The sequence below is a fragment of the Parageobacillus sp. NEAU-HV-2 genome, assembly GCF_059115485.1.
The window spans coordinates 173232-199636 of record NZ_JBXUJJ010000001.1 but is presented as its reverse complement, the minus strand read 5'-3'; the positions used below and the strand labels follow the sequence as shown (position 1 = coordinate 199636).

Below are 26405 nucleotides of genomic sequence, written 5' to 3'. Positions count from 1 at the left end.
AAAGATTCCCGTAATTTTCTAGGAATCTTTTCTAAAAATCTTATTTATTTTTTACCGATTGCCACTCGCCAAATTTCCGGTCCTTCTTCTAAGTACTCCCAAGTAAACTGTTCTGGACGCTCCATCATAAACTGATAATGTAACGGACGCGGATCATGATCGTTTGTTAATTCCATCACTTCACCTGGTTTCAAGCTATCGAATAAGCGAAAAATCGCAGGATGTCTTTCGCGCGGTTCATAATCAGGAGCATGAATTTTTATGGCAAATTGTCTCATAATTGTTGCCTCCTTTATAGTATAATGAATTATATACACATCATAATCGTTTTTGTCGTTTGTCGTAGTGATGAACATCACAACTTACGAATGATAATTTTCAATCGTTTATGAAAGGAGAAATGATGTTGGAAGAGCTTGTTGGCTTTTGTTCGCAGTGCGGCAAACCGATACATTGTTTGCACGGGTTTTTAAACGGCATCGTTAGCGACGAAAAAGAAACGTTGTATTGTTTTCAATGTTACGAAGAAAAAGAAGAAGCGAAAAGCAGCTAACAATGAACAAAATAGAAAGCGCTATCATACAGAGATAAAAAAAATCACAGCGATTTGTGCTGTGATTCTTTTTATTTATTCTTCTTTGGTTAGATCGGCAACCGGAAGCGCTTCTTTCTCACCGTGTGTCGGTTTACGCAAATGGAATAGCGATTTGACGCTGAATACCATAATCACAATGACACCAATTAAGAAAATCGTATCTGGAACAGCACGGATCGTAATCAAGTTTTGTACAAGATCCTGTTGTAAAAACGCTGGAGAACGCGATACCCAATAGCCATGTTCAAACGCTTCTTTCATTTGCAGAATACCGATTGGCAGCAGCGTCACTGCAATCATTCCTGCAAGCCCGATATTGAGCATCCAGCATGCGAATTTTAACCATTTATCATTCCATGCTTCCGGTTTCACGATGTTACGCAATGAATAAAGCAGCACGGCAATACCGAACATTCCGTATACTCCCATCATCGCCCCATGGCCGTGAGTCGGCGTTAAAAATTGTCCGTGTTCAAAGTAGCTGACTGCCGGCAAGTTAATGAGGAATCCAAGCACTCCCGCACCGACTAAGTTCCAAATCGCTGTAGAAATTAAGAACCAGAATGTCGATTTATAAGGGAAGTTAACCCCGCCATCACGCATCATTTTATACTGTTCATATGCTTCTAAAATAAGCAATGTAAGCGGAATGACTTCGAGCGCCGAGAAGACGGCACCAAGTGCGATCCATATTTCCGCCGAACCATTGTAATAATAGTGGTGACCGATGCCAATGACCCCGCTGCCAAGCAAGATCGTAAATTGGAAATATAACGCTCTTACTGTAGATTGTTTTGTGACAAGTTTCATTTGCACCAACAAAAAGCCGATCACAACAACCGCAAACACTTCAAAAATTCCTTCTACCCACAAGTGGATAATCCACCAGCGCCAGAAATCGGCCATCGTAAAGTTCGTGTCCGGCTTCATAAAGAACGCAAAGATGTAAAAGAACGGCACCGCAATCGCCGAGTAGAACAATAAGTGAATCAATCCGCCTTTATCGCTTTCCCGTTTCAATCCGCTCTTAATGCCGCGGAAGACGATAAATAACCAAATAGACATGCCTACTACTAATATAATTTGCCAAATGCGGCCAAGCTCAAGATATTCCCAACCTTGATGGCCAAGCAAGAACCAGCTGTTTCCTAAATATCCGTTTACTCCGAGCCATTGACCGATCATGCTGCCGCCGACAAGAACAACAAGCGCCCAGAACAAAATATCAACGAGAAGCCCTTGTTTTTTCGGCTCATGCCCGCCGACCAGCGGTGCGATAAAAACCCCCATGCCTAGCCATGATGTCGCAATCCAGAAAATCGCTAATTGTAAATGGTAGCCTTTCGCAATGTTAAACGGCAATAAATCATGAATCCATTTGATGCCGAAAAAGCTGTCTGGCTCTACATAATAATGGGCAAGTAACGCACCAAACATCGATTGAACGAAAAACAGCACAGCAACAATCGTAAAGTATTTTCCTGATTTCACTTGCGAAGAAGTCAATGGCTGCTTACGCAAATCGATAACCGGGAATTGTCCTTCTTTATATGCTTCCTGCATGCTCAATTGATAGCGATGGAAGAAGAACAAAATAATCCCGACAAATAAAATTAAGATGGTCACGCTTGCTCCGCTCCACCACATGGCGGAAAACGACATCGTATTTCCTGCATCTTCATAATATGGCCAGTTGTTTGTGTACGTAATGTGGTCCCCAATTCTTGGAGTGCTTGATAACCAAGCTGTCCAGAAGAAGAAATCAGCAATTTGCCGAATTTGGTCGCTGTCCGCTACCCAGGCGCGATGTGTTTTCGGCATATCTGATTCTTTAATTAGCCCTTTTTGCAAGCCCCAGCCGTCACCGTTGGTGAATACATCGCGATAATAATCGCGGACTTTTTCGAGTCCATACACTTGCGCATCGGTTAGCACAAGCACATCAGTAACCGGATTGTAGCGGTTTTTCCGCATTTCTTTAATTACTTTATCACGAATGATCGTTTTTTCATCTTTGGATAGTTGCGAGAACGGTTTATCATAAAGTTCTTTTGCTTTATACTCTTGCATTCCTTCTGTGTAAATCTTCAATGCCTCTGCTGTATAATCTGGACCCATGTAAGATCCATGCCCAAGTACGGTACCGTAATCCATCAAGCCATACTTTTGAAATACGGCCTGTCCGCCGATAATCGTTTCTTTTGTCATCAACACTTTGCCGCTTTCGCTCCGCACTTCTTTCGGCCGCGGCGCCATTTCTTTAAAAATCCAGTATCCGCCGACAAGCAGGACGGTAAAGCTGATTAAAATCGTAAAAACTAATATTGATTTAAGGAAACTATTTTGTGTCCGCCGTTCGGGACGTAAAGACGGACGGACTGATGGGTTCACTTCCATCTATCCTCAACCTCCTATCTTTGATTCACCCTGATTGTAACGCTGCAAAAATAAAAAAAATGTGAGTCATGACAAACGCATACTATGATTTATGTCACAGCTCGCATATGCAGAAACTCATAAAATGGTAGTATAGAAATAACGGAAAGCTTTGTAGTTCCTTTATTCTTATCAAAAGGAATTCCACTTGGTAAAAGACACATTTTTGTAAAATTTGTATAAGGAGATGGAAGCATGACGAATGATTGGATGAAAGAGAGACTAAAAAATGTTCCGCTTTTTCGCGAGTTATCCGATCATGAACTGGAATCACTCGTATCGATTTCCCATGTACGCGTTTATAAACCACGGACATTTGTTTTTATGCAAGGGGATCCGTTAGAACGCGTCTATTTCATCCATTCCGGAACGGTAAAAATTTATAAAACCGATATGAGCGGAAAAGAACAAATTGTTTCGATTTTGCAGACAGGTGAAATGTTTCCGCATACCGGTTTTTTCTTAAAAGGTACGTACCCTGCGCACGCGGAAGTCATCGACGAAGCAACGTTAATTGTGATTCCAATCGCGGACTTCGAACAAACGTTAATTTGCTATCCAGAGTTATGCATTAAATTATTTCGCGTCATGGGCGAAAAAATCGTTGACTTGCAAAATCGTTTAGAAGAACAAATTCTCCATAACACGTATGAACAAATTATTATGCTTCTGTTGCGCTTAACGAAAACAAATGCGGTGCGTCAAGGAAAGCTTTACCTTTTGACTGCTCATGTGACGAACCGAGAGCTTGCCAATATGATCGGCACCTCACGGGAAACAGTAAGCCGAACGCTCAGTCAATTAAAACGAAAAGGATTGATCGATATTAATGAAGATGGATTTTACCTTATTGATAAAGAAGGATTAGAAAAAGAAATCTTTTTCTAATGAATGTGATGCAAATCACAACAAATGAAAATGAAAATTACTATCATAGCAGTAAAGGAGGGATGATGGTGGGAACGATCGTAGAGTTAGATGTTCGTGAGGATTTACAAAAGAAAATCGAACCGTTTGAAAAAATTATGAATGCCATTAAGCCGCTGCAGCCCGGAGACATCTTTATTTTGCATGCGCCATTTAAACCGATCCCGCTGTTTCCGATTATGAAAGCAAAAGGATTTTCGTATGAAGCGGAACAGATCGAGAAAAAACATTGGAAAGTTACGTTCGTCAAACAGGGGTGAGAATGATGATTCTTGATAATCGCGGACTAGAGCCGCCGCAGCCAATGATGAGAACATTGGCGGCGTTAGGGAAACTGCAGCCGGGGGAAACGTTAACCATCATTAACGACCGCCGCCCGATGTTTTTATACGAACAGCTTGACGAACTTGGCTATAAATATGAAACAGTGGAGCGGGAAGACGGCAGCTTTCAAATTACGATTACAAAAGGATGACAGCAATGATCCCAACCAATACAGCATATGAAACGAATATTCGCCTTCCCCTTTTGTTCATCGTGTTTGGCGTCGTTGCCTTTGTTGCGGCACAGGCGATATTGCTTGCCGCCGGACCCGCAGTGACCAGCGGCGTGTTTCGCTTGCCGAACATCTGGGCGGCAGCTCATTTGGCAGTGCTCGGCTTTGCGCTAATGATCGCGATGGGAGCAATGTACCAGCTCGTCCCAGTCGCATTTTTGACGCCAATTTGGAGCGAGCTGCTAGGATTTGTGCAGTTTTTTATAACAGCAGCCGGCATCATCGCATTTTCCATAAGCTTGACATTTTATACCCATGCGGCATTGTTCCCGGGGGTACTGCTTGTACTTGGCATTGTTCTTTTCCTTTTCCAAATGGGGATGACGCTGCGGAAACAGGCGAAAAAAAATATCATGACATTGTTCGTCGGTTCCGCGCTTGCGTTTTTACTATTGACCATCCTGTTTGGACTGACGCTTGCCCTTCATTTTTGGAGCGGCAACGAAGTGGCCGATCACCTTTTCATCCTGAAAACACACATTTTATTTGGGGTGTGTGGCTGGTTTTCCCTGCTGATTATGGGATTTTCGTATAAAATGGTGCCAATGTTCTCTCTCGCCCACGGATTTTCGATGAAGCTGGCGCGATATGTATATGCCTTCTATGTGGCGGGACTGGTTGTCACCTTCATCAGCTTTTTCCAGGATGGACGCGGCCCATTTGCCGCTGGTGCCGGTCTTTTATTGACTGGATTTACCTTATTTGCTTACCATATATGGACGATCCTGCAAAAACGGGTAAAGAAAAAACTAGACCGGCCGTTTCAATTCGCTTTACTGGCGATCGGCATTGGCTTAACCTTGCACACGGCGGCATTCCTCTTGCCGCTTTCCGGCAATGACCGCGGCATGGCGACCGTCATTTACGCTTATGTGCTCGGCTGGATTATGTTCAGCATTATCGGCTATCTATATAAAATCGTCCCGTTTTTATGGTGGACGCACCGCTACAGCAAAAAAATCGGACAAGAAAACGTTCCGACGCTTAAGCAAATGATCAATAAAAAATGGACGATCATCCAATGCCTATTATTTACCGTTAGTCTCGTCGGAGTGGTCATAGCGTTAACCGTTTCCAGCCTCCCGCTCTTTTACGCTGCCCAAAGCGCCATGACATTATTTTCGTTTTTCTTTACGAGTACAATAATTTCTGTTTTATGGAAATGATAAGGGGGCCATGGTGATGGATATTCGTGAATTAGTACTTGAACAACTGCGAACAGTGATTGACCCTGAATTAGGGATCAATGTCGTTGATTTAGGATTAATTTATGATTTGCAAATTAACGATGGCAACATATATATTTTAATGACGCTTACGACACCGGGATGTCCGCTGCACGACTCGATCGTCGGCGGTGTGAAACGGGCGTTGGAACATATCGACGGAATCCGCGATGTACAAGTGCAAATTACATGGAATCCGCCGTGGACGCCGGATCGAATGAGCGAAGAAGCGTTGCGGCAATTAAGTGGTTTTTAATGAACCGAAATATTGTCCGGCGGGACGATACGCCATGCTTTTCCTTTAGGAAAATCTGTTAAACCGCTTTTATCCTCCCAAAACATGTAACGGCTATGCTTTAAACAGCACAGCCGTTTTTTATTACACATGTTTTATAAACCACTTCACCGTTTCTAAAAACGCTTCCCTTGTCACTTTATGCCCAGCCGTATCGTCGGAAATAAATTTTAAATTTTCTTCTTTCCCTTGATAAAGTGGTTTTATCTGCTCATAAAACTCATATGTATAAGAATAAGGCACAACTTGGTCACACTTTCCATGCCAAATGAGAAGCGGGCGATTGGCTAATTTCTCCGGCTGTTTGGAAAGGTCGTATTTCATTAATTGCACCTTTTCCTGCTTCAGTTGTTCATCGGAAAGCGGAATCGTCACTCCCATTTTTTTGCCTGTTTCAATTAAGGCGTCAAAAAACGCTTCATACATTGGATTTCCCATCAGTGAAACGGCCGCTTTAATCCATGGATACACGGCAAGCGCACCAAATGTGACAATTCCGCCCATTGAGGTACCGGCAAGCCCTACCCGGTCCGGCTGAATGAGCTTGCGAAGTTCTAATTCTTCTTTGATTTGCTTAATTTCCGTAATGGTACGTGTCACAATATTCCAAAACGCCAATTGCAACTGAGTCTCGGTCAACGCTTGTTCTCTTTCGCCATGATACAGCGCATCCGGCAAAATCACGCGGTATCCCGCCTCGGCAAGCAAATAGCCAAAGTGCAAATTATGTTCCTTGGCGCTCGTAAATCCGTGAATAAATAAAATGAGCGGCAGCCGTTCCTCCCTTTTCTTATTTTGAACAACGTGCAATACAGGTATTTGGGCGATCTCCTCTTTTTCAATAATGACCATGATCGACAAAACTCCTTTTTTCTTTTTCTCATAAGGTATAGTAACATGTAGACAAAAATTTTGGAAAAGAGTTACACTATAATGTAACAAAAACTAAAATCACCGCAACCATATCGTCAATCATACGGTCATTCATTAAAAAATGAAGGTAAAGGAGTCATTATGGAACGATATTTAATTGCCTTAGATTTAGACGGTACATTGCTAAAAGATGACAAAACGATTTCTCCATTTACAAAGGAAATGATTTTGCGCGCCAAAGAAGAAGGACATCTTGTCGTGATCGCCACAGGAAGACCGTACCGCGCCAGTAAAATGTATTACGAAGAGCTTGGACTGACAACACCAATCGTTAACTTCAACGGCGCATTCGTGCATCATCCCCGCGACCATTCTTGGGGAATCCGCCATTTTCCACTCCCGCTCCCAACAGTGAAAGACATTATCGAATTCAGCGAAACGTACGCGATTAAAAACATTTTGGCCGAAGTGATGGATGACGTATACTTTCATGAACATGATGAAGTGCTGCTTGATATTGTCCGACTTGGCAACCCGACCATCGAAATCGGTGACTTGCGCTATGCATTAAAAGATGACCCAACGAGCATCCTTATTCATACGGACAAACAACATATCGAACAAATTCAAACGTATTTATCAGATGTGCATGCGAACGTATTGCACCACAGACGCTGGAATGAGCCTTGGCATATCATTGAGATTGTCCGCAGCGGTGTCCATAAAGCGTTTGGCCTGAAACAAATCGCTGATTATTTCCATATTCCAAAGGAGCGGGTCATCGCATTTGGCGACGAAGATAACGATTTAGAGATGATCGAATGGGCAGGTCATGGCATCGCAATGGGCAACGCCATTGAGCCGCTGAAACAAATCGCTAATGATGTAACGGCCACCAATGAGGAAGACGGCATCGGCGTATATTTAAAATCGATGTTAAAGCTGTAACGAATTGCCTTATTACAATCCCCCTTTTGCGGTTACACTATCCATGACGCAACGTTGCGTCTTTACTTTTCCAAAGGGGGAATACGTCTTGGGCAAACGAAACAAATCGAAACGCTTCATCCAGCAAAGCGTCGATGCGGTAGAAAAACATGACGAACGAATCCCTTATCATATGACATACGCCGAAGCGGAAGAGCGCAAGGCGCAAAAAGCGTTCGAAACATCGCTCGGAGGCGAATAACGATGGGCAACCGATTGTTTCAAGAAGCGCGCAAAGCGGTGATGCAGGCGAAACAGGCGGCAAGCGGCCAAGCCGATATAGACCTAGACCGCGCGATTGCCATCGCCAAAAACGCCTTATCGTCGGCCTACGCGCATTCCAATACGGCGGAAAAAGCGCAGTTGCGTCAATTTCAAGAAGAGCTCGATCAGCTCACGCAATAAAGGCTGTGAAGTCCTTTCCACAGCCTTTTTCTCTGGATGAAAAAATTGTGTTTTTCCTTTATAATAATCGATACACTAAAAAGATATCTTAACTTTATAAGAGGTGGATACAGTGTCAATTCAAATTATTACGGACAGTGGCTGTGATCTTCCATATTCTTATTTGCAGAAGCACAACATCGCATTTTTGCCGCTTCTTGTCCATTTCAATGGCGAAGAATACGAAGACTTTATCACCATCGAACCAAAACAAGTATATGACGCGATGCGAAACGGACAAATCGTGAAAACCGCGCAAGCGAATCCGCTGAAAATGAAAGAGTTGTTTACGCAATATGCGAAAGAAAACCGCCCTTGCCTATATATCGCGTTTTCCTCGCAATTGTCGGGTACATATCAAACCGCGATGGCGATTCGCAATGAATTGCTCGAGGAATATCCTGAGTTTCAGCTCACGATCATCGATTCGAAGTGCGCTTCGCTTGGACAAGGACTGGCGGTGATGAAAGCGGCGGAACTAGCAGAAAAAGGAACGCCGTACAACTTATTATGCGAAACAATTGCTTCTTACTGCCGCCATATGGAACATATTTTTACGGTCGATAATCTTGAGTACCTGGCGCGCGGCGGGCGAATCAGCAAAGCATCAGCAATGGTTGGCGGCCTTTTGAACATTAAGCCGCTTCTCCATGTCGAAGACGGCAAACTCATTCCGCTTGAGAAATTACGCGGCCGCAAAAAAGTGTTAAAGCGCATGGTCGAAATCATGGGCGAACGCGGCGATGATCTGCAAAAACAAGTGATCGGCATCAGCCACGGCGACGACGAAGAAGCGGCATTGGAGTTGAAACAGCTCATTGAAAAAACACATGGTTGCACGCGCTTCTTTATCTCTGAAATCGGCGGCGCGATCGGCGCACACGCCGGTCCGGGCACATTGGCGCTCTTTTTCTTGAACAAATATATCGAAGAATAAAATCGCTTTGTTTCGAAAACACTATCGGTGTACATCTTATATAAAGGAGTGCACACCGCTATGTCCCGTACAAGCGATAACGATAAAAAAGCGCTTGACAACAACGCGAAACGCCATGAGAAAAACATGCTGCGCGAAAAAAACCGCCAGGCGGGGAAATTTGCGTATTCGAAGAAGACGGATCATTTGTAAAAAACGGGCTGTCCTTTTATGCTGGACAGCCCTTATTGTCATTCCATCCGAAACTTCGCCATCACCTCATGCAGCTCATCGGTCAATTGTCTCAGTTTCGTCACTTTCTCCACCATTTTTTCAAACGCCGTCAGCTGTTCCGCCATCGAAGCGGCGATCTCTTCGCTGCCGGCCGCCGACTGTTCGACGACGGCGCTAATGCTTTCCACATTTTGCAATACTTTCTCTTCTAATTGTTTCGACATGCTAACATCATCGACAAGCGCTTGAATATCGGCGGAGATCCCAGCAACTTTGTCCTCGATTTCAGCAAACGCCTTTGTCGTTGTTTCAATCGACTGCGATTGCTGCTCGGCGATTTTTACTCCTTGGGCGACAACTGCGGAAACCGAGGCAATGCCATGCTTAATCAGCGAAATCGTTTCAAAAATTTGCTTTGTCGCCTGCGCGGATTGCTCGGCCAACTTGCGCACTTCGTCGGCGACAACGGCAAATCCTTTCCCCGCTTCTCCCGCTCTTGCGGCTTCAATCGCCGCGTTTAACGCCAGCAAATTCGTTTGCTCCGCAATATCCGATACCGCTTTTGCCATTTGTTCAATGTTAGCAGCATAGCTGGCAAACTTATTCGTTGCTTCTTCAATGGACAACATCGCTGCATTGCTTTCTCGGATAGCGTGCAGTTGCCTTTCTATTGCCTGCTGGCCATGTTGAATTGCTTCGACCGCCGCTTTGCTGTAATGTGCTGTCTGCTTGGTTCGCTCCGCTGTTTTGGCAAACGTATCATCCATTTTTTCAATCTGCTGTACTGCTTGCTGTAATTCTTCAGAGATGCTTTGCGCCCCCGCGGACAGTTCATTCGTTGATACCGCGACTTGCCGGTTAATCTCGGTGAGCATTTGGTTGTCTGCTTCAATTTCTTTGGCAAACGTTTCGACTTGTTGGCTAGCCACCTCTACCGAGCGAAGCAGCCGCTTCAACTCCTCGACCATTGTATGAAATGCCACATTTAATGCACCTAGCTCATCGTTGTGTTTATAATCAATGCGCGCGACGAGCAAATTGCCCCCTGCAATTTCAGCCGCGTTGTTGGCAAGCCGCTTGAGCGGATTCGTAATCGAGCGCGTCAGACGCAGGCTTATCGCTCCTGACAGCATGATAAGGGCAATGCTGCCGATGACCGCCGTCCAAATGACAAAATGAATTTGCCCCTGCAAATCGCGCTGAAGTTCGTTGTAGTAATCGTTTGTATACAATTGCAGCGTATAGATGTCATTAATCGCACCTTCAATCCGCATCGCCTGCCGTCTTGCCTCTGATGCGTTGCGGTGGTCAAGCGCGGCGAGCGACTCGGTGTGCACATCGGCGAATTTTTGTTTCGCTTTCGCTAATAGAGCGAGAAATTCCTTTTGTTTCAACGATTTTTCTAATTTGTTAATCAACTTTTCTGTCGTTTCGATTTGCGCCAGCACTTCCTGCTTATTTCCTTCCGTCATGTTGTAAGCGGCGTTGTTTAAGCTTTGCTTTGCCGATTTCATGCTTGCTTCGAGCCGTTCGACCGTCAGCAACACCGGCACGATATTTTTATTCGTTGCCTGAATCGACAACATATTGACGATAATGAACCCCATTAGGAGCATCGCGGCAATAAGCGAAAGAAACGAATGAAGCCATAATTTTTTGCGAATTGTCATTCTAATCCCCTTTTCCTGTAATCTATCTTGTTGCCACTTCACCATCAATCACTTTTTGTCTCCATTGTTCTACAAGCTCCCGTTTTTGCTCATCCCAAGGAATGACGCGAATTGGCGCCAAGCCGACGCCATTTTCCGCAAGGCCAAGCTCCACCGTTCCCGCCGGCAACTTCCCGTTTCGTACATATTCCTTCAACACATTGAACAACGCGACATCGACATTTTTGACCATCGATGTCACGACCGCTTTTTCCGCGTAAAAATATTGGTCGCTGTCAACGCCAATCGCATACACGCCGTGCGCTTCCGCTTCCCGAAGCGCACCGACTCCGGTAAAACCAGCCGCCGTATACACGACGTCGCACTTTTTGGCAAACATGTCTTTGGCGATATTAGCGCCAAGCTTGTCATTGCCAAAATCGCCGGCATAGACAATTTGAACAGAAGCGGACGGCTTTACGGCGTGAACCCCTTTTTCGAATCCCGTCGCAAATTTATGAATCAACGGCACATCCGCCCCACCGATAAACCCGAGACGGTTTGTTTTCGTCGTCAGCGCCGCTACCACTCCGGCAAGAAAGCTTCCTTCATCTTCTTTAAACGTAATGGACGTCACGTTTGGCAAATCAGAAACAGCGTCAACTAAAATAAAGCGTTGCTTTGGATATTGTTTCGCCACTTTTTCCAAATCTTCTTGTACCATGAAGCCAAGACCAATGACGATATCATTGCCATCTTCAATAAGCTCCTTTAGCCCTTGTTCATACGTTTTCGTATCTTTCAATTCACGATAATCAAAAATAATGCCTAGTTCATCACGCGCTTTCATCAATCCGCGAAACGCGGAGTCGCTAAACGATTGATCCCCAAGTCCGACGTCTGACAACATAATCCCGACTTTGATTCTGTCTTTCTTTCCCGCTGTCTCTTTCGTCGAACAGCCGGACATCATCACAAACATAGCCAATAGCGCGATACCAAGTTGCCATATACGTCTTTGCTGTTTCATTGGTTCGTCCCTTTCTTTTTATGGTGTCCATTATTGTTTATCGGCACGGTTCGATATTTGTTAAGTTTTTTGGCAGAAAAAAAGCAAAGCCGGACTGGCTCTGCCCTCTTCATTCCTTCTTATACGTCCAACCATTTTCTTGATATACTTTTCCTTCCTTCATTAAGCGGCCTAAAGCGCGTTTAAACGCGGCCTTGCTCATATGAAAGCGCGCTTGAATATCATCGGGATCGCTTTTGTCATGATACGGCATCGCCCCGCCGCGGCTTTCTAAGTACGCATAAATGGCCGCCGCGTCTTCGTCAATGCTTTCTTGCTTGCGCGGCAAGAGCGATACGTTCACCGTCCCATCCTCTTTGACGGCGATAATCCGCCCTTCCACTGCTTCCCCAAGCCGCGGTGCGTTTCGCCACTGCGATTCATGCACAAAACCGAGATAACCGACATCGGAGATAAGGGATGCCCCTACCTTAATCACGCGGTAGACGCGGCCGCGAATATTCTGATTAAACGCTGATTCCGGCGCTTTCACGGCGATTTGTTTCATCGTTTCCTCATCAGCGAGCCTAGCAAGAAGGCGACCGCGTTTATCTGTTTTTAATGAACAATATAATTGGTCGCCGCGCTGTGGCCATTGCGAGCGAAGCGGCGGCAAATCATCGATGGACACGAGCATATCTTTAGAAATGCCAATATCGACAAAAACGCCCAATCTCGGAACGACGTCCACCACTTCAACCCAATCGTAGCGGTTGTTCGTGATTTTCGGCATTTTCATAGTGGCGCATAGCCGCCCGTCGTGGTCATGATATAAAAATACCGTTGCCTCGTCGTCCACCGCAAGTGTTTCATTCGCTTCGCTTTTATGTAGCAGCACTTCGTCCGTGCCGTTCGTTAAAAAGTAGCCAAACGGCACTTCCCGTTTTACCGTTAATGTCATGATTTCTCCAGGAATTAATCGTTTCATCGCAACCTCTTCCTTTGTCTATATTTTCACGCTTATTATTCCCCACTCCAGTTTACAGTTCCGCGTAAAACGTCATTTTCCCTGCATCACAAGAACGCTTCCATCGTACTCAGCTCCAATCCTTCTTTTCTTATTGTGTCCCTTGCCACATTTTACTATAATAAAATAAAAAATGCTGGAGGTCGTGTATGTCAAAAGAAAGTTCCTTTGATATTGTTTCGAAAGTTGACTTATCGGAAGTCACCAATGCGATCAACATCGCACTGAAAGAAATTAAAAACCGCTACGACTTTAAAGGCAGCAAAAGCGACATTTCTCTAGACAAAGACGAACTCGTCCTTATTTCCGACGATGAATTTAAATTGGAACAGCTCAAGGACGTGCTGATTGGCAAGCTCATTAGACGAGGCGTGCCGACGAAAAATATTCAATACGGCAAAATTGAGCCGGCTTCTGGGGGGACGGTGCGCCAACGCGCTAAACTTGTGCAAGGCATCGACAAGGAAAACGCGAAAAAAATCAACACGATCATAAAAAACACCGGCCTGAAAGTGAAAAGCCAAATACAGGACGATCAAATCCGCGTCAGCGGCAAAAGCAAAGATGACTTGCAAAAGGTTATCGCCGCGATTCGCGAAGCCGACCTGCCGATTGATGTGCAATTTGTCAATTATCGATAAAAACGTGATGCTACGGGCACTAATCGCCCGTAGCATCTTTTTTCATGCCCTTTCCCTCTATTTCCATTATGCGTTTTAGACACAATTATTCAAAGAAAAAGCCCCAGCCCGACAATACTAGACGTAATGATCAACAAAGCAGCAAAAGCAATCGGAAGAATGTCTCGCACAAATTGCCCTTCATGTCCAGACTGGTTAGTGATAGAAGCTGCTAAAGCGATTCTCGATGGAGATGCCATGGTCATGTTCGATGCGGAGACATTTTGTGCGGTGGCATATAATAGTGCGGGACTATGTAATTGCTCAGCCATCGTGCTTTGAAAATGGGAAAACATAGCGTTAGCCGCGCTGTTGCTGCCGCTCATAAATCCGCTGATCGCACCGATGAGCGGAGAAGCGATGATAAACCACGAACCTACTAATGCGGCAATATTAGCAGCCAGGAAATTCGTCATTCCCGCCCCCTCCATCACGCTCGACATCGCGATAAAGCCCGTTGTTGCTATTACGGCGGGATATACTTGTTTGATGGTTTTTTCTATACAGGTTTTTAGTTGAACGCTAGTCAGCCGATATAGCCATATCGCTGTCAGCGAAGCAAGGAACAGGGCAAAACCTGGGCTATACAACAGCTCCAAATGAAAATGATATTCTGGCCATTGAATAACGAGGATGCTTGTAACTATGCTCTTACATGCAGCAGAGAAATGGGAAACGAATATATATATCGTTAAAACGGCATATGGTACCATTGCCTTCCAAAAGTTTCCCCTCCCAATAACTACATGCGTCGTAGCGGCCTTGCCCCTCTTTTGGCTGATTAACGCCTTTAGTTTCCAATAGGCAATGAGCAAAAAAGCGGCAGCTCCTCCCGCCAATACGCCCGCCAGTTCGGTAGATATATACACGCTGGAAGCCCATGTCACAAATGACAGCACGAACGAAACGATAATAATGGAATCAAAATATTGTCTTATCGACTTTTTGCCGCCGCTAATGGCCACAATAATAACCGCATAAAAAAGAAAAAGCGGCATACTTACCATCGCGCTATACTCCCCCAATTGATGCAAAGGAACTCCAGATAACTCCGCATTAATGACCGTACCGATGGCAAGCGCTCCCCACGGCACGGCCGACTGCGTCAATAACGATAACATCATTGTCTTTTTCGCTGAAAATCCTAGCGAAAGATATAATGGGGCAGCAATCACCACAGCAATGCCAAATCCGCTGACCGCTTCTAGAAAAGGACCTAAAGCGGCAGAAATAAGCAGCCCCTGTTCTGCTTTTGAGCGGCAAAAGCGTGATAAACCGTAGGACATCATATTCATCGCTCCGCTTTCATTCAGCAAGTTGTATAAAAACAGCCCAAGCCCTAATACATAAATGACCGTCACCGCCAGCAGCATTCCACGAACGGAGAAATGAAATAAATTCTGCACCGAGGCATCAAAAGAAAAAAAAGCCAATACGAAAGCCAATCCATACGAACAGACAGCGGTGTACAGCGCAGACATTTTAAGCCAAACTAAACAAATGAGAGCGAATAAAATAGGTAACCCTGCTAATAAGAAATGAATCGCATCATGCATGGAACATGCCCCCCCTCCCCCTTTATCCACTATAGTGGATATATATTATTCTCTAGAACGTGTTGCAAAACGCATAATGGATGCATAAATGCACATAAAAAATCCACCACCTTGAAGATCATATACAGTGACCAAAACCAACTACCAAGGGGTGGACAAGATCATGATTTCCAATTGGAACAGCGAACATGCATGGTCTTATGAAATCGACTCACTTTTAGCATCCTTATTTCGATATATTGACTCTCTATATCGTTGCCGGAAATGCCGTATGTGACAGGAAGGCCGCCGGCGTCGAAAAAATCTTTGAATTTGGATCATTGTTTCCAGACGAACATGAGAAAACGGTTCAATACTACGACAAACACATAAACCTTGGCAAGATTGGGATGTCCGGCAGCATGCAAGGTGACGGATGCCGCCCCAAAAATCGTCACTTCCAAGATAAAGTGCCACGGTTCTGGAAGGAGTAACGGCGCACCGGGGGAACCGAACGTCCCCCAAATCAGCGCGATCAAAAGCGGGATCCCAACCATCAAACCGATCTTACCGAGCATATTTTCTCCGTTCTTGAATCCCCAATATGCGAGTGCGGCCAAAACGCATACTTCCAAAAGGAAACGCAAAAATAGATTCGCCAGTTTAATTTCCATGTTCATTCTCCTTTTTTGACATCATTCAGTCGTTTTGTCATTTTGAGGCTGGATTCACTCCAGCGATTTCTGTTTTCGGCGAATCCCTGTCAGGAACGTATCGATCAGAAACCGGAGTGTCACGTCATGGTCGAGTGGAATTCTAAATTCTCCTTTCTGTTCCAAGGAAGCGAAACCATGGAACATGCTTCGCAAACCACGCACTGCATGCAGTGCTGTTTCGTCATCAAGATCGTATGCGTGAAGCACACGCAGAGTCAGGTTCACAATCTCACGACCTGCACGTTGTATATCTGGATCTAGTGAATCGGGCGCTTGCAAGGTTGCTTCATACAAGCCAGGATGGGTTCGAGCAAACGTTACATAAGCTTTCCCAAGCGCATGCACCGCATCATCACCGGACCGTCCGATGGCCGCTTGCGCCAGGGTGCTGTAAAGTTGTTCAAGGCCATAAACCGCGAGTTGTTTTCTTAAACCGTGCAATCCTTCGATGTGGTTGTACAAGGATGGGGGGCGGACGCCGAGTTTTTTAGCCAATGTAGCCAATGTGACGGCATCCAGTCCGTCTTTATCGGCAATTTCTGTTGCAGTTTGCAGAATCGTTGACAAATCTAAACCGATTCTTGGAGACATCTGCGTCACTCCTTTCCTGTAGGGGGATGTATGAAACTCCGTTCGGCTTTGGCAATGGCACGGTCGATGGCTACACCTGGTTGCTCCAACATATGCCCATGTCCCACCGCTAGCAAGGATGGATGGTACTCACGTATTTTGTATGCACTTTTGAGCGCCATTTCTTTATTCCATGTAGCCATTGCCGGAAAGGGAAACCATGGTTGTACCTGTCCCGATACAGCAATCCCGCCTTTTGTTTGAAATGCATCACCGACGATACAGGCGTTGTTGCGCGTGTCGAGAAATGTCATTGAACCGGGCGTATGTCCCGGTGTGGCAATCGCCAGCAACGAGCCGATTCGATCTCCCTCCTTTAGCAAAACATCTGCTCGTGTCTGCAGTTTTTTAGGTACTCCGCCACGAATCGGTGTGTTTGGTTCGTTCGGACCCAGCGACCTGTCTCCAGACATTAAGCGGGCGTCACGTTCCGAAATATAAACGGGTACATGCGGAAGAATTTGTTTTAGCGCGTCAAGTGCTCCCACATGATCCCCATGTGCATGGGTGAGAAGGATGCGCGTGATAGGTTTTCCGATGGTTTCAGCCGCTTTCAAAATTCCTTTCACGCTGTAGGGCAGAGCAGCGTCAATCAAGGTCAATCCGTCCATTTCGTCAATCAAGTAACAATTTACGGGAAAAAAACGCGGCAAAAATGTCAGTTGAAAAACCGTTTTTTTGCGGATGATTCGCAAATGTTTCACCTCATTTTCTTGAAACTAATATTGTTAGTTTTATTATAACTAATATTATTAGTTTTTGCAAGCCGTAAGTTCTCTTATTGTGAGTAAAGTTTTCATGGGAGCTTTTTTTCCTTTTTTATAAGCGTTTTTTATTCTCTTTCCGCCGTTGCGACACTACTACCTAGTTATTGATTCCAATCATATACGTTCACTATAGTGGATAAACCTATTTTCATTAAATATCAAGCACTAATGCTTTTTCCATGAAGGATGGAATATTTTCTTGAAAACGATTCCATTATATTGAATATTTTCAGAAAATGCTTTACATTATATATTAATTATATCGTTGAAACGTTTGGCTACAACTTCATAGCGAATTTCTTATCAAGAGAGGGGGAGGGACTGGCCCGGTGAACCCTCAGCAACCTGGCGGAAGCCAAGGTGCTAAATCCAGACAGGCGAAAGCGCCTGGAAGATAAGAAGAGACGATACATAAAAAGTCTTCTTCTTATAGAAGGCTTTTTTCTTTTACCATTTTCATAGAACGGGGGAATGAGCGTGGGACTTTTGCAAGATTTAAAAGAACGCATCCTCATCGCCGATGGCGCGATGGGAACGCTATTATACTCGCACGGCGTCGACCGATGTTTTGAAGAACTAAATTTATCGAAACCGGAAGATATCATTCATATTCATGAAGCATATATCGCCGCGGGCGCCGAGGTCATTCAAACGAATACGTACGGCGCCAACTACGTCAAACTCTCCCGTTATGGACTCGCAGACGAGGTGCCGGCGATTAACCGCGCGGCGGTAAGGCTCGCCAAACAGGCGGCCAAAAATAAAGCCTACGTGCTTGGGACGATCGGCGGGTTGCGCAGCATCAATAAAAGCGCCGTTTCCATCGAAGAGGTAAAGCGGACGTTTCGCGAACAATTGTTTGTGCTGTTAAACGAGGACGTCGACGGCTTGTTGCTCGAAACGTATTACGATTTAGAAGAATTAGAGACAGTGCTTGCGATCGCGCGCAAAGAAACGGATAAGCCGATTATCGCGCACGTCTCCCTCCACGAAGTCGGCGTCTTGCAAGACGGCACTCCGCTTGCCGAAGCATTGGCGCGCTTGGAGCAGTTGGGAGCTGATGTCGTCGGTCTAAACTGCCGTCTCGGCCCGTACCATATGATCCGTTCGCTGGAGGAAGTGCCGCTGCCAAATAGAGCGTTTCTCTCTGCGTATCCGAACGCAAGCCTGCCGGATTATCGCGACGGGCGGCTTGTCTATGAAACAAACACCGATTATTTTAAAGAAACAGCGCTCGCCTTCCGTGAGCAAGGCGTGCGCCTGATTGGCGGATGCTGCGGCACGACGCCAAAACATATCGAAGCGATGGCAAACGCCTTAGTGGATCGAACACCAATTAAAGAAAAAGTCGTTAAACAACGTCATGTTCCAATTTCCATCCAAATGAACGAACCAAACACAACGCCGCCGCTGCAAGACATCGTTCGCGAGCGTCGTTCGGTGATCGTCGAGCTCGATCCACCGAAAAAATTAGGGCTTACCAAATTTCTAGAGGGCGCCAAAGCGTTGAAAGAAGCAAATATTGATGCGCTGACACTGGCTGACAACTCGCTGGCTACCCCACGAATCAGCAACATGGCGCTCGGCTCCATCGTCAAAGAGCAGCTTGGCATCCGTCCGCTTATTCATATTACCTGCCGCGACCGTAACTTGATCGGGCTGCAGTCGCACCTAATGGGCTTGCATACGCTCGGCATCACCGATGTGCTCGCCATTACCGGCGACCCATCGAAAATCGGCGATTTCCCTGGAGCGACATCGGTCTACGACTTATCGTCGTTTGACTTGATTCGGCTCATTCGCCAGTTTAATGAAGGGCTCTCGTATTCGGGAAAACCGCTCGGGCAAAAAACGAATTTTTCGATCGCCGCGGCCTTTAACCCGAACGTCCGCCATTTGGATAAGGCCGTAGAGCGCCTGGAGAAAAAAATTCAATGCGGCGCCCACTATTTTATTACCCAGCCGCTTTATTCCGAACGGCAAATCGAGGAAGTGTACGAAGCGACGAAACATCTTGAGACGCCTATTTACATCGGCATTATGCCGCTAGTGAGCGCGCGCAACGCCGATTTCCTTCACCATGAAGTACCGGGCATCACGCTGTCGGAAGAAATCCGCGCGCGCATGGCGGCATGCGGCAACGACCCAGTGCAATCAGCGCGCGAAGGAATTGCGATCGCCAAATCGCTCATTGACACCGCTTTTGACTTATTTAACGGCATCTACCTCATTACGCCGTTTTTACGCTATGAAATGACGGTCGAACTCGTCCGCTATGTTCACGAAAAAGAAAAAGCCGCGCAAGAAAGGAAGGTACTCCATGGCTAACACAACACTCGAGCAACAACTTGCCAAAAAGATTCTCATCATTGACGGCGCAATGGGAACGATGATTCAAAATGCAAAGCTCTCGGCCGACGATTTCGGCGGCGAACCATACGAAGGATGCAACGAATATTTGACGCTCACCGCCCCACATGTGATCGAGCGCATTCATGAAGCGTACTTGCAGGCGGGCGCGGACATTATTGAAACGAACACGTTTGGCGCAACAAGCATCGTGTTAGATGAATATCAGCTCGGCCATTTAGCGCTTGAGTTAAATATCGAAGCGGCCAAGCTCGCACGCAAAGCCGCCGACGCCTACTCGACTTCCGATTGGCCGCGCTTTGTCGCCGGTTCGATGGGACCGACGACAAAAACGCTGTCCGTCACAGGTGGTGTGACGTTTGACCAATTAGTCGCTGCCTACGAAGAACAAGCACGCGGGCTATTAATGGGCGGCGTCGACTTGCTGCTTTTGGAAACGTGTCAGGACACCTTAAACGTCAAAGCCGGCTTTATCGGCATTTCCAAGGCGTTTGAAGCGGTCGGCAGGCGGGTGCCGATCATGATTTCCGGCACAATTGAACCGATGGGCACGACGCTGGCCGGACAGACGATTGAGTCGTTTTTCATCTCCGTTCAGCATATGAAGCCGTTTGCCGTCGGCTTAAACTGCGCGACCGGCCCAGAGTTTATGACTGACCATTTGCGCACGCTCGCTTCCCTCGCCAATACGGCGGTCAGCTGCTACCCGAACGCTGGTCTTCCTGATGAGGAAGGGCATTACCATGAAACGCCGGAAATGCTGGCGAAAAAAATCCAGCGTTTTGCCGAAAAAGGCTGGATCAACATCGTCGGCGGCTGCTGCGGAACGACGCCGGAACATATCCGCGCCATCGCCGAAGCGGTCCGGGATCTTCCGCCGCGGCCAATTCCGCAGTCTTTTGCCATTCATGCCGTCTCCGGCATCGATCCGCTTATTTACGACGAAACAATGCGGCCATTGTTTGTCGGCGAGCGGACGAACGTGATCGGCTCGCGCAAATTTAAACGGCTGATCGCTGAAGGAAAATACGAAGAAGCGGCAGAAATCGCCCGCGCGCAAGTGAAAAACGGCGCGCACGTCATCGACATCTGCCTGGCCGACCCGGACCGCAATGAACAAGAGGATATGGAAAAATTCATTCAGCAAGTCGTTAAAAAAGTGAAAGTGCCGCTCGTCATCGATTCGACCGACGAACAGGTCATTGAACGCGCCCTCACCTATTCACAAGGAAAAGCAATCATTAACTCGATCAACTTGGAAGACGGCGAAGAACGGTTTGCTAAAGTCGTGCCCCTCATTCACAAATACGGCGCCGCCGTCGTTGTCGGCACGATTGATGAACAAGGAATGGCGATTCATGCCGAGCGGAAGCTGGAAATCGCTTTGCGCTCGTATGATCTGCTTGTCAACAAATACGGGGTATCCCCGCATGACATTATTTTCGACCCGCTTGTGTTCCCGGTCGGTACCGGCGATGAACAATACATCGGCTCTGCCAAAGAGACGATCGAAGGCATCCGCCTCATTAAAGAGCGGCTGCCCCACTGTTTAACGATGCTTGGCATCAGCAACGTCTCGTTCGGGCTTCCGCCGGTCGGACGGGAAATTTTAAACTCCGTCTTTTTATACCATTGCACGCAGGCCGGGCTTGATTACGCAATCGTCAACACGGAAAAATTGGAGCGCTTCGCCTCAATTCCGGAAGAAGAAGTGCGGTTAGCGGAAGAACTGCTGTTTAACACGAACGATGAAACATTAAATACGTTTATCCAATTTTACCGCGACAAAACAAAAGAGCCGAAAAAAGCGAAAACAGAGCTTAGCTTAGAAGAAAGGCTTGCGGGCTATGTCGTTGAAGGCACGAAAGAAGGGCTGTTCACCGATTTGGAACAAGCGCTGCAAACGTATTCCGACCCGCTCGACATCATTAACGGCCCGCTGATGGCCGGGATGGACGAAGTCGGCCGGCTCTTTAACAATAACCAGCTCATTGTCGCCGAAGTATTGCAAAGCGCAGAAGTGATGAAAGCGGCGGTCGCCTTTTTAGAGCCATACATGGAGAAAAAAGAAAGCAGCACAAAAGGAAAGGTGATTCTCGCCACCGTGAAAGGCGATGTGCATGACATCGGCAAAAACTTAGTCGACATTATTTTAAGCAACAACGGCTTCCATGTCATTGACTTGGGCATTAAAGTGGCGCCGCAGCAGCTCATTGAAGCCGTTCAGGCGGAAAAGCCGGATATCATCGGCTTATCGGGGTTGCTTGTCAAATCGGCGCAGCAAATGGTCATCACCGCGCAAGATTTGCGGCAGGCGGGCATTTCGACGCCGATTTTAGTCGGCGGCGCCGCGCTGACGCGTAAATTTACAGAAAACAAAATCGCTCCGGAATACGATGGAATTGTCCTATACGCCAAAGACGCGATGGAAGGGCTGGCGCTCGCCAACCAATTGCAGCACAACGAAATCGAATATACAAAAACAAAAAAGCAAGAAACGGAAACAGAAAAAACGGCGCCAACGGTTATTGCGACAAAATCAAACGTCTCAACCGACGTTCCCGTGTTTGTGCCAACAGATTTAGAACGCCATATATTGAAAGATATTTCGCTTTCGCATATTGTTCCGTACATCAACTGGCAAATGGTATTAGGACATCACCTTGGGTTAAAAGGAAAAGTGAAACGGCTGCTTGAGGAAAAAGATGAAAAAGCGCTGATGCTAAAGCAAGTCGTCGATGACCTGCTTCAACAAGCTCAACAAAACCGATGGATTACACCAGCTGCGGTATATCAATTTTTCCCGGCGCAAAGCGATGGAAACCGCATTTACATTTATTCTCTGGAAGACAAGAAGACAGTGATCGAAACGTTTGAATTTCCAAGACAGCCGCGGGCCCCGTATCTTTGCCTCGCCGATTATTTAAAACCGATAGACAGCGGGCAAATTGACTACGTCGGCTTTTTCGCCGTCACCGCTGGCAAAGGCATCCGCGAACTGGCGCAGCGATGGAAAGAAAGCGGCGAATTTTTAAAAAGCCATGCGATTCAGGCATTGGCGCTCGAAATCGCGGAAGGATTTGCAGAGTGCATTCACCAAATTATGCGCGACCGCTGGGGCTTTCCGGATGACCCGGATTTTACGATGGAAGAACGCTTTGCCGCCAAATATCAAGGGCAGCGCTACTCGTTCGGCTACCCGGCGTGTCCGAACTTAGAGGATCAGGAAAAGTTGTTCCGCCTTCTGCATCCGGAAGAAATCGGCATCCATTTAACGGACGGATATATGATGGAGCCGGAAGCATCCGTCTCCGCGATCGTCTTCGCCCATCCAGAAGCGCGCTATTTCAACGTACTGTAAAAAGCTGGCCCAAAACGGCCAGCTTTTTTATGCAATGTGGTCAGCAATGATTGTTTGCCAACATTACATATTTCCCTTCCCTTATCCCATACTAACGATGACAAATGATGCATAGGGAGGAATGGAAGATGGTTACGAAACAACAGACAACGCTGCCGCCGCAGCACCAAAACCACCAGCCCGGACTGCAAACGGAAATGAACCCGCAGCCAATTTCCGTAAGCGAACAATACAAAGCAAGCGGGAAATTACATAATAAAGTCGCCATCATTAGCGGTGGCGACAGCGGTATCGGCCGGGCGGTCGCGATTCATTTCGCCAAAGAAGGCGCCGATATCGCGATTATTTATTTAAACGAACACGAAGACGCACAAGAGACAAAACGGCTTGTCGAGCAGGAAGGAAAAACATGCTTGCTGATCGCTGGCGATGTCGGCGATGAAAACTTTTGCAAGCAAGCGGTCCAACAAACGATCGACCAATTTGGCAAACTTGACATCGTCGTCAATAACGCCGCCGAGCAGCATCCGCAAAAAAGCTTGCTCAACATCACCTCACAACAGCTGGAAAAAACATTCCGCACGAACGTCTTCGGCTATTTTTATTTGACAAAAGCAGCGCTTCCATACTTGCAAAAAGGCAGCGCCATTATTAATACGGCGTCGATTACCGCTTATGAAGGCAATGAACAATTGATTGACTACTCGGCCACGAAAGGAGCGATCGTCGCCTTTACGCGTTCGCTGGCAAAATCGCTCGCCGGGCAAGGCATCCGCGTCAACGGCGTTGCACCGGGACCGATTTGGACTCCGCTTATTCCATCGACATTCACAAGCGACCAAGTCGCCACCTTCGGCTCCAACACTCCGATGAAACGGCCGGGACAGCCGAGCGAAGTCGCCCCAAGCTACGTCTTTTTAGCGAGCGAGGAGGCATCCTATATTACGGGGCAAATGATACATGTAAATGGCGGAAAGATTATCAATGGGTAGAAAGCAGCGGAAAACGAAGTATTCTTCATCACCATGTAAATTTTATGTAATATTTTCTGACATATTTGTTGAGCTGCCGGTATATAGCCGCTATGATAAAAATACATGCTGCTTCTGATCCAAGTTCCTCAACCTTTTGCACGTATAGCAAAAGGCACCCTCTCTTCCTTGACTTGCAACAATTTGTTGCAAGTTTTTTTGTGTATAACGATGACTCCAATGGCGGCAATCTTAGTTATACCACGATGAATGAATAGTCTGTCTACGGCAATGTATTTCTAGATAGGAAAAAACAAAGCTGACTCCAAACGATCGGTTGTTACGATCGTTTGGGTCAGCTTTTATTTTTTTCGATAGTAATCACATGAAAACCGTTCGACAATCCGATGCGGGATAATTTGTTCCGCCTTTTGATGCGGCTTCCCGATGACGACAAAGGGAAATTTATTTTTTTGCAAATTTTGCTGTTTTGGAACGCTAGGCTTACGTCGCCTGTTTCGACCGCTTTTTGACAAGATACAAAAATAACATAAATAATACGTAAACAGCGACAATCGCCACGATGAAAGGAACATTAATCCCTGTTTTATCGGCAAGCGCGTAAATTTCCGCTGTTTCGCGATTGATAATAATATCATAGCCATCACGGTCGCTCCGCACTAAATCGCCGGCAAGCAGCCCGCGTAGCTCTTTTCCCGGCGCCAGCTGGTCATTCGTGATATGCACCTTTTGCGTTTTTTCCGTATTGTTAATCGCGATCACCGTTGTTTCGTCTTTATAATGGCGCTTAAATACGGCCATGCCGTCTTTTTCATACAGCAACGTAAAATCGCCGCGCCGCAAGGAAGGAAGTTTTTGCCGCAATTCGCCAAGTTTTTTAATGTAATCGATGATTTCCTGATCGGCGCGGAAATTCATTAAGCGGCGGTTATCCGGGTCTTGTCCCCCGTTCATGGCAATTTCCGTTCCGTAATACATAATCGGAATGCCAGGAGCGGAGAACAAATAAGACATGGCCAGCTTGATTCGTGAAATCGGATTTTGCCGATTGTCAATCGCCAGCTTCGTAAACCGGACCGTATCATGGTTATCTAAAAAGGTGCCAAGCAAATACGGGCGGTCATAAAATGTTTTATTATATTCCCATACGTCGTAAAGCGGACGCAACGATTGATCGCGCTTCGTCAATGTCTTCGTTACCGCATTATAAAGCGGGTAATCGACGAATCCGTCAATGCCATATTTACCATAATCGGCGATATAGCGTGGATCATCGCTCCACACTTCGCCAAGGAGGAGGAAGTCTTTTTTTACGGACTTCACTTCTTTGGAAAACTCTTGCCAAAACGATTTTGGCACATGGCGGACGGTGTCTAAACGATAGCCGTCAATATCTGTCTGTTTGATCCACCATTTCGCCGCATCAATCAAATAACGCTTCACTTCGGGATTTTCCTGCGCTAAATCAGGCAGGCCGTACACCCAGCCGTTTTCCACTTGCTTTTGGTCATTCCAGTCGAAAATTTCTTTTTTCTCATGGAACCAATCTTTTTTTGCCAGATCATTCAGCCATGGATGATGATAGCCGGTATGGTTGGCAACAAAGTCTAAAATTACTTTCATGTCGCGCTTATGCGCTTCTTTGACCAACTTTTTTAAATCTTCCATCGTGCCAAAATGCGGATCGACTTTATAAAAATCTTCAATCCAATAGCCATGATAGCCGCCCGGTTCGTTTTTGAAAATCGGCGTCAGCCAAATCGCCGTAAACCCCATGTCTTTAATGTAATCCAGTTTGGCGGTCACTCCTTTTAAATCCCCGCCGAAATAGCCTTTCGGGTCATTGACGTTGACATCGTCATCATTGCTTGGATCCATGTTGTTAAAGCGGTCAACCATGATAAAATAAATTGCTTCATCCTGCCATGTTCGTTCTTCTTTTTCAGCGGCTTGTACCGGAAACGCATAAAAAAGAAGAAACGAAAGTATAAACAGTTTGAATACTCGATTCCCCATTTCCGTTTCCCCCCTTTAATCGTAATATCGTTTGCCTTATCGGAAAGGGGTAATACCATTTTTATCATAACGGTTATTCCCCCTTTGTTCCATATTAACAAAATTGTAAAAGAAGGAATTTATAAAGCAGAAGATAATACTGTGTTACCGCTCCCTCTGAAACC

The 26405-nt window shown here is 46.2% G+C and carries 26 protein-coding genes, 1 pseudogene and 1 riboswitch; of the genes and pseudogenes, 16 read left to right on the top strand and 11 right to left on the bottom strand.

Annotated elements, in window-relative coordinates:
* Window positions 1-44: 44 nt before the first annotated feature.
* Window positions 45-278 (bottom strand): DUF2249 domain-containing protein, encoded by a 234-nt coding sequence (locus tag AC1WMD_RS01125; protein WP_494255779.1) that lies wholly within the window; start codon window positions 276-278, stop codon window positions 45-47.
* A gap of 128 nt (window positions 279-406) precedes the next feature.
* Here AC1WMD_RS01125 and AC1WMD_RS01120 point away from each other — a divergent pair, with 128 nt between their 5' ends.
* Window positions 407-553 (top strand): hypothetical protein, encoded by a 147-nt coding sequence (locus tag AC1WMD_RS01120; RefSeq protein ID WP_186003906.1) that lies wholly within the window; start codon window positions 407-409, stop codon window positions 551-553.
* Window positions 554-628: 75 nt separating this feature from the next.
* On the opposite strand, the gene AC1WMD_RS01115 is transcribed toward AC1WMD_RS01120, so the two are convergent.
* Window positions 629-2992 (bottom strand): nitric-oxide reductase large subunit, encoded by a 2364-nt coding sequence (locus tag AC1WMD_RS01115; RefSeq protein ID WP_494255778.1) that lies wholly within the window; start codon window positions 2990-2992, stop codon window positions 629-631.
* A 234-nt stretch (window positions 2993-3226) separates the two neighbouring features.
* Between AC1WMD_RS01115 and AC1WMD_RS01110 the strand changes: the two genes are divergently transcribed.
* The 5 genes from AC1WMD_RS01110 (at window position 3227) to AC1WMD_RS01090 (ending at window position 5996) form a co-directional block, all read left to right on the top strand.
* Window positions 3227-3919: a Crp/Fnr family transcriptional regulator gene (locus AC1WMD_RS01110; protein ID WP_043903766.1), complete on the top strand. Its 693-nt coding sequence runs from the start codon at window positions 3227-3229 to the stop codon at window positions 3917-3919.
* A 65-nt stretch (window positions 3920-3984) separates the two neighbouring features.
* A complete protein-coding gene (locus AC1WMD_RS01105) occupies window positions 3985-4218 on the top strand; it encodes a DUF2249 domain-containing protein (RefSeq protein ID WP_043906487.1) in 234 nt (77 codons plus the stop codon).
* Window positions 4219-4223: 5 nt separating this feature from the next.
* Window positions 4224-4433 carry a DUF2249 domain-containing protein gene (locus tag AC1WMD_RS01100; RefSeq protein ID WP_043903765.1) on the top strand — a complete coding sequence of 70 codons (210 nt, stop codon included), beginning with the start codon at window positions 4224-4226 and terminating at the stop codon, window positions 4431-4433.
* A 5-nt stretch (window positions 4434-4438) separates the two neighbouring features.
* Window positions 4439-5680, top strand: coding sequence for a hypothetical protein (locus AC1WMD_RS01095; protein ID WP_494255777.1), 1242 nt, complete (start codon window positions 4439-4441; stop codon window positions 5678-5680).
* Between the two features lie 16 nt (window positions 5681-5696).
* Window positions 5697-5996, top strand: coding sequence for a metal-sulfur cluster assembly factor (locus tag AC1WMD_RS01090; protein ID WP_043903763.1), 300 nt, complete (start codon window positions 5697-5699; stop codon window positions 5994-5996).
* A 123-nt stretch (window positions 5997-6119) separates the two neighbouring features.
* Here the strand turns inward: AC1WMD_RS01090 and yjfP are convergent, their stop codons facing one another.
* Complete coding sequence (yjfP, locus tag AC1WMD_RS01085; protein WP_043903762.1) at window positions 6120-6887, bottom strand: esterase; 768 nt, start codon at window positions 6885-6887, stop codon at window positions 6120-6122.
* Window positions 6888-7049: 162 nt separating this feature from the next.
* On the opposite strand from yjfP, the gene AC1WMD_RS01080 reads away from it, so the two are divergent.
* The 5 genes from AC1WMD_RS01080 (at window position 7050) to AC1WMD_RS01060 (ending at window position 9468) form a co-directional block, all read left to right on the top strand.
* Window positions 7050-7856, top strand: coding sequence for a Cof-type HAD-IIB family hydrolase (locus AC1WMD_RS01080; protein WP_043903761.1), 807 nt, complete (start codon window positions 7050-7052; stop codon window positions 7854-7856).
* An 88-nt stretch (window positions 7857-7944) separates the two neighbouring features.
* Window positions 7945-8097, top strand: a complete 153-nt coding sequence (locus tag AC1WMD_RS01075; RefSeq protein ID WP_017436366.1) for a hypothetical protein — start codon at window positions 7945-7947, stop codon at window positions 8095-8097.
* Between the two features lie 2 nt (window positions 8098-8099).
* The gene (locus tag AC1WMD_RS01070) at window positions 8100-8300 is read left to right on the top strand and encodes a DUF3813 domain-containing protein (protein WP_043903760.1); all 201 of its coding nucleotides are present in this window, start codon (window positions 8100-8102) and stop codon (window positions 8298-8300) included.
* Between the two features lie 112 nt (window positions 8301-8412).
* Entirely contained in the window at window positions 8413-9276 is an 864-nt protein-coding gene (locus tag AC1WMD_RS01065) for a DegV family protein (RefSeq protein WP_494255776.1), read from the top strand.
* Window positions 9277-9336: 60 nt separating this feature from the next.
* Window positions 9337-9468 carry a DUF3941 domain-containing protein gene (locus AC1WMD_RS01060; protein ID WP_088124107.1) on the top strand — a complete coding sequence of 44 codons (132 nt, stop codon included), beginning with the start codon at window positions 9337-9339 and terminating at the stop codon, window positions 9466-9468.
* 38 nt (window positions 9469-9506) lie between these two features.
* On the opposite strand, the gene AC1WMD_RS01055 is transcribed toward AC1WMD_RS01060, so the two are convergent.
* The 3 genes from AC1WMD_RS01055 to AC1WMD_RS01045 all read right to left on the bottom strand — a co-directional run bounded on the left by AC1WMD_RS01055 (window position 9507) and on the right by AC1WMD_RS01045 (window position 13135).
* Window positions 9507-11159, bottom strand: a complete 1653-nt coding sequence (locus AC1WMD_RS01055) for a methyl-accepting chemotaxis protein (RefSeq protein WP_043903758.1) — start codon at window positions 11157-11159, stop codon at window positions 9507-9509.
* Between the two features lie 22 nt (window positions 11160-11181).
* The gene (locus AC1WMD_RS01050) at window positions 11182-12168 is read right to left on the bottom strand and encodes a BMP family lipoprotein (RefSeq protein WP_043903757.1); all 987 of its coding nucleotides are present in this window, start codon (window positions 12166-12168) and stop codon (window positions 11182-11184) included.
* A 109-nt stretch (window positions 12169-12277) separates the two neighbouring features.
* Window positions 12278-13135 carry a CvfB family protein gene (locus tag AC1WMD_RS01045; RefSeq protein WP_494255775.1) on the bottom strand — a complete coding sequence of 286 codons (858 nt, stop codon included), beginning with the start codon at window positions 13133-13135 and terminating at the stop codon, window positions 12278-12280.
* Window positions 13136-13323: 188 nt separating this feature from the next.
* On the opposite strand from AC1WMD_RS01045, the gene AC1WMD_RS01040 reads away from it, so the two are divergent.
* The gene (locus AC1WMD_RS01040) at window positions 13324-13815 is read left to right on the top strand and encodes a YajQ family cyclic di-GMP-binding protein (RefSeq protein ID WP_043903755.1); all 492 of its coding nucleotides are present in this window, start codon (window positions 13324-13326) and stop codon (window positions 13813-13815) included.
* Between the two features lie 89 nt (window positions 13816-13904).
* Here AC1WMD_RS01040 and AC1WMD_RS01035 read toward each other — a convergent pair whose 3' ends face one another.
* On the bottom strand, window positions 13905-15410 hold the full coding sequence (locus tag AC1WMD_RS01035; protein ID WP_494255774.1) for an L-lactate permease: 1506 nt from the start codon (window positions 15408-15410) through the stop codon (window positions 13905-13907).
* A gap of 163 nt (window positions 15411-15573) precedes the next feature.
* On the opposite strand from AC1WMD_RS01035, the pseudogene AC1WMD_RS01030 reads away from it, so the two are divergent.
* Window positions 15574-15719, top strand: a pseudogene (locus AC1WMD_RS01030) (ISNCY family transposase); the annotation flags it as partial.
* 8 nt (window positions 15720-15727) lie between these two features.
* Here AC1WMD_RS01030 and AC1WMD_RS01025 read toward each other — a convergent pair.
* Genes AC1WMD_RS01025 through AC1WMD_RS01015 form a run of 3 tightly spaced genes read right to left on the bottom strand, consistent with a single transcriptional unit; the run spans window position 15728 to window position 17430 of the window.
* Window positions 15728-16063 carry a YrdB family protein gene (locus AC1WMD_RS01025; RefSeq protein ID WP_494255773.1) on the bottom strand — a complete coding sequence of 112 codons (336 nt, stop codon included), beginning with the start codon at window positions 16061-16063 and terminating at the stop codon, window positions 15728-15730.
* 54 nt (window positions 16064-16117) lie between these two features.
* Entirely contained in the window at window positions 16118-16696 is a 579-nt protein-coding gene (locus AC1WMD_RS01020) for a TetR-like C-terminal domain-containing protein (RefSeq protein WP_494255772.1), read from the bottom strand.
* Between the two features lie 5 nt (window positions 16697-16701).
* Entirely contained in the window at window positions 16702-17430 is a 729-nt protein-coding gene (locus AC1WMD_RS01015; RefSeq protein WP_043903753.1) for an MBL fold metallo-hydrolase, read from the bottom strand.
* Window positions 17431-17799: 369 nt separating this feature from the next.
* A riboswitch (SAM riboswitch) is annotated at window positions 17800-17903 on the top strand.
* A gap of 76 nt (window positions 17904-17979) precedes the next feature.
* Between AC1WMD_RS01015 and AC1WMD_RS01010 the strand changes: the two genes are divergently transcribed.
* From AC1WMD_RS01010 to AC1WMD_RS01000, 3 genes are all read left to right on the top strand, one after another.
* Window positions 17980-19830, top strand: a complete 1851-nt coding sequence (locus AC1WMD_RS01010) for a bifunctional homocysteine S-methyltransferase/methylenetetrahydrofolate reductase (protein WP_043903752.1) — start codon at window positions 17980-17982, stop codon at window positions 19828-19830.
* Window positions 19823-23233 carry a methionine synthase gene (gene metH / locus AC1WMD_RS01005; protein ID WP_494255771.1) on the top strand — a complete coding sequence of 1137 codons (3411 nt, stop codon included), beginning with the start codon at window positions 19823-19825 and terminating at the stop codon, window positions 23231-23233. Before AC1WMD_RS01010 ends, metH begins: the two co-directional genes overlap by 8 nt.
* A gap of 128 nt (window positions 23234-23361) precedes the next feature.
* Window positions 23362-24225, top strand: a complete 864-nt coding sequence (locus AC1WMD_RS01000) for an SDR family oxidoreductase (protein ID WP_043903750.1) — start codon at window positions 23362-23364, stop codon at window positions 24223-24225.
* Between the two features lie 483 nt (window positions 24226-24708).
* Here the strand turns inward: AC1WMD_RS01000 and AC1WMD_RS00995 are convergent, their stop codons facing one another.
* Window positions 24709-26241 carry an alpha-amylase family glycosyl hydrolase gene (locus AC1WMD_RS00995; RefSeq protein ID WP_494255770.1) on the bottom strand — a complete coding sequence of 511 codons (1533 nt, stop codon included), beginning with the start codon at window positions 26239-26241 and terminating at the stop codon, window positions 24709-24711.
* Between the last annotated feature and the right edge of the window lie 164 nt (window positions 26242-26405).

Coding starts and splice junctions, on each gene's coding strand:
- metH (WP_494255771.1), top strand. CDS start 19,823: ATGGCTAACACAACACTCGAGCAACAACTTGCCAAAAAGATTCTCATC.
- AC1WMD_RS01100 (WP_043903765.1), top strand. CDS start 4,224: ATGATTCTTGATAATCGCGGACTAGAGCCGCCGCAGCCAATGATGAGA.
- AC1WMD_RS01095 (WP_494255777.1), top strand. CDS start 4,439: ATGATCCCAACCAATACAGCATATGAAACGAATATTCGCCTTCCCCTT.
- AC1WMD_RS01090 (WP_043903763.1), top strand. CDS start 5,697: ATGGATATTCGTGAATTAGTACTTGAACAACTGCGAACAGTGATTGAC.
- AC1WMD_RS01070 (WP_043903760.1), top strand. CDS start 8,100: ATGGGCAACCGATTGTTTCAAGAAGCGCGCAAAGCGGTGATGCAGGCG.
- AC1WMD_RS01115 (WP_494255778.1), bottom strand. CDS start 2,992: ATGGAAGTGAACCCATCAGTCCGTCCGTCTTTACGTCCCGAACGGCGG.
- AC1WMD_RS01040 (WP_043903755.1), top strand. CDS start 13,324: ATGTCAAAAGAAAGTTCCTTTGATATTGTTTCGAAAGTTGACTTATCG.
- AC1WMD_RS01050 (WP_043903757.1), bottom strand. CDS start 12,168: ATGAAACAGCAAAGACGTATATGGCAACTTGGTATCGCGCTATTGGCT.
- AC1WMD_RS01045 (WP_494255775.1), bottom strand. CDS start 13,135: ATGAAACGATTAATTCCTGGAGAAATCATGACATTAACGGTAAAACGG.
- AC1WMD_RS01035 (WP_494255774.1), bottom strand. CDS start 15,410: ATGCATGATGCGATTCATTTCTTATTAGCAGGGTTACCTATTTTATTC.
- AC1WMD_RS01110 (WP_043903766.1), top strand. CDS start 3,227: ATGACGAATGATTGGATGAAAGAGAGACTAAAAAATGTTCCGCTTTTT.
- yjfP (WP_043903762.1), bottom strand. CDS start 6,887: ATGGTCATTATTGAAAAAGAGGAGATCGCCCAAATACCTGTATTGCAC.
- AC1WMD_RS00995 (WP_494255770.1), bottom strand. CDS start 26,241: ATGGGGAATCGAGTATTCAAACTGTTTATACTTTCGTTTCTTCTTTTT.
- AC1WMD_RS01000 (WP_043903750.1), top strand. CDS start 23,362: ATGGTTACGAAACAACAGACAACGCTGCCGCCGCAGCACCAAAACCAC.
- AC1WMD_RS01060 (WP_088124107.1), top strand. CDS start 9,337: ATGTCCCGTACAAGCGATAACGATAAAAAAGCGCTTGACAACAACGCG.
- AC1WMD_RS01055 (WP_043903758.1), bottom strand. CDS start 11,159: ATGACAATTCGCAAAAAATTATGGCTTCATTCGTTTCTTTCGCTTATT.
- AC1WMD_RS01020 (WP_494255772.1), bottom strand. CDS start 16,696: ATGTCTCCAAGAATCGGTTTAGATTTGTCAACGATTCTGCAAACTGCA.
- AC1WMD_RS01105 (WP_043906487.1), top strand. CDS start 3,985: ATGGTGGGAACGATCGTAGAGTTAGATGTTCGTGAGGATTTACAAAAG.
- AC1WMD_RS01125 (WP_494255779.1), bottom strand. CDS start 278: ATGAGACAATTTGCCATAAAAATTCATGCTCCTGATTATGAACCGCGC.
- AC1WMD_RS01025 (WP_494255773.1), bottom strand. CDS start 16,063: ATGGAAATTAAACTGGCGAATCTATTTTTGCGTTTCCTTTTGGAAGTA.
- AC1WMD_RS01080 (WP_043903761.1), top strand. CDS start 7,050: ATGGAACGATATTTAATTGCCTTAGATTTAGACGGTACATTGCTAAAA.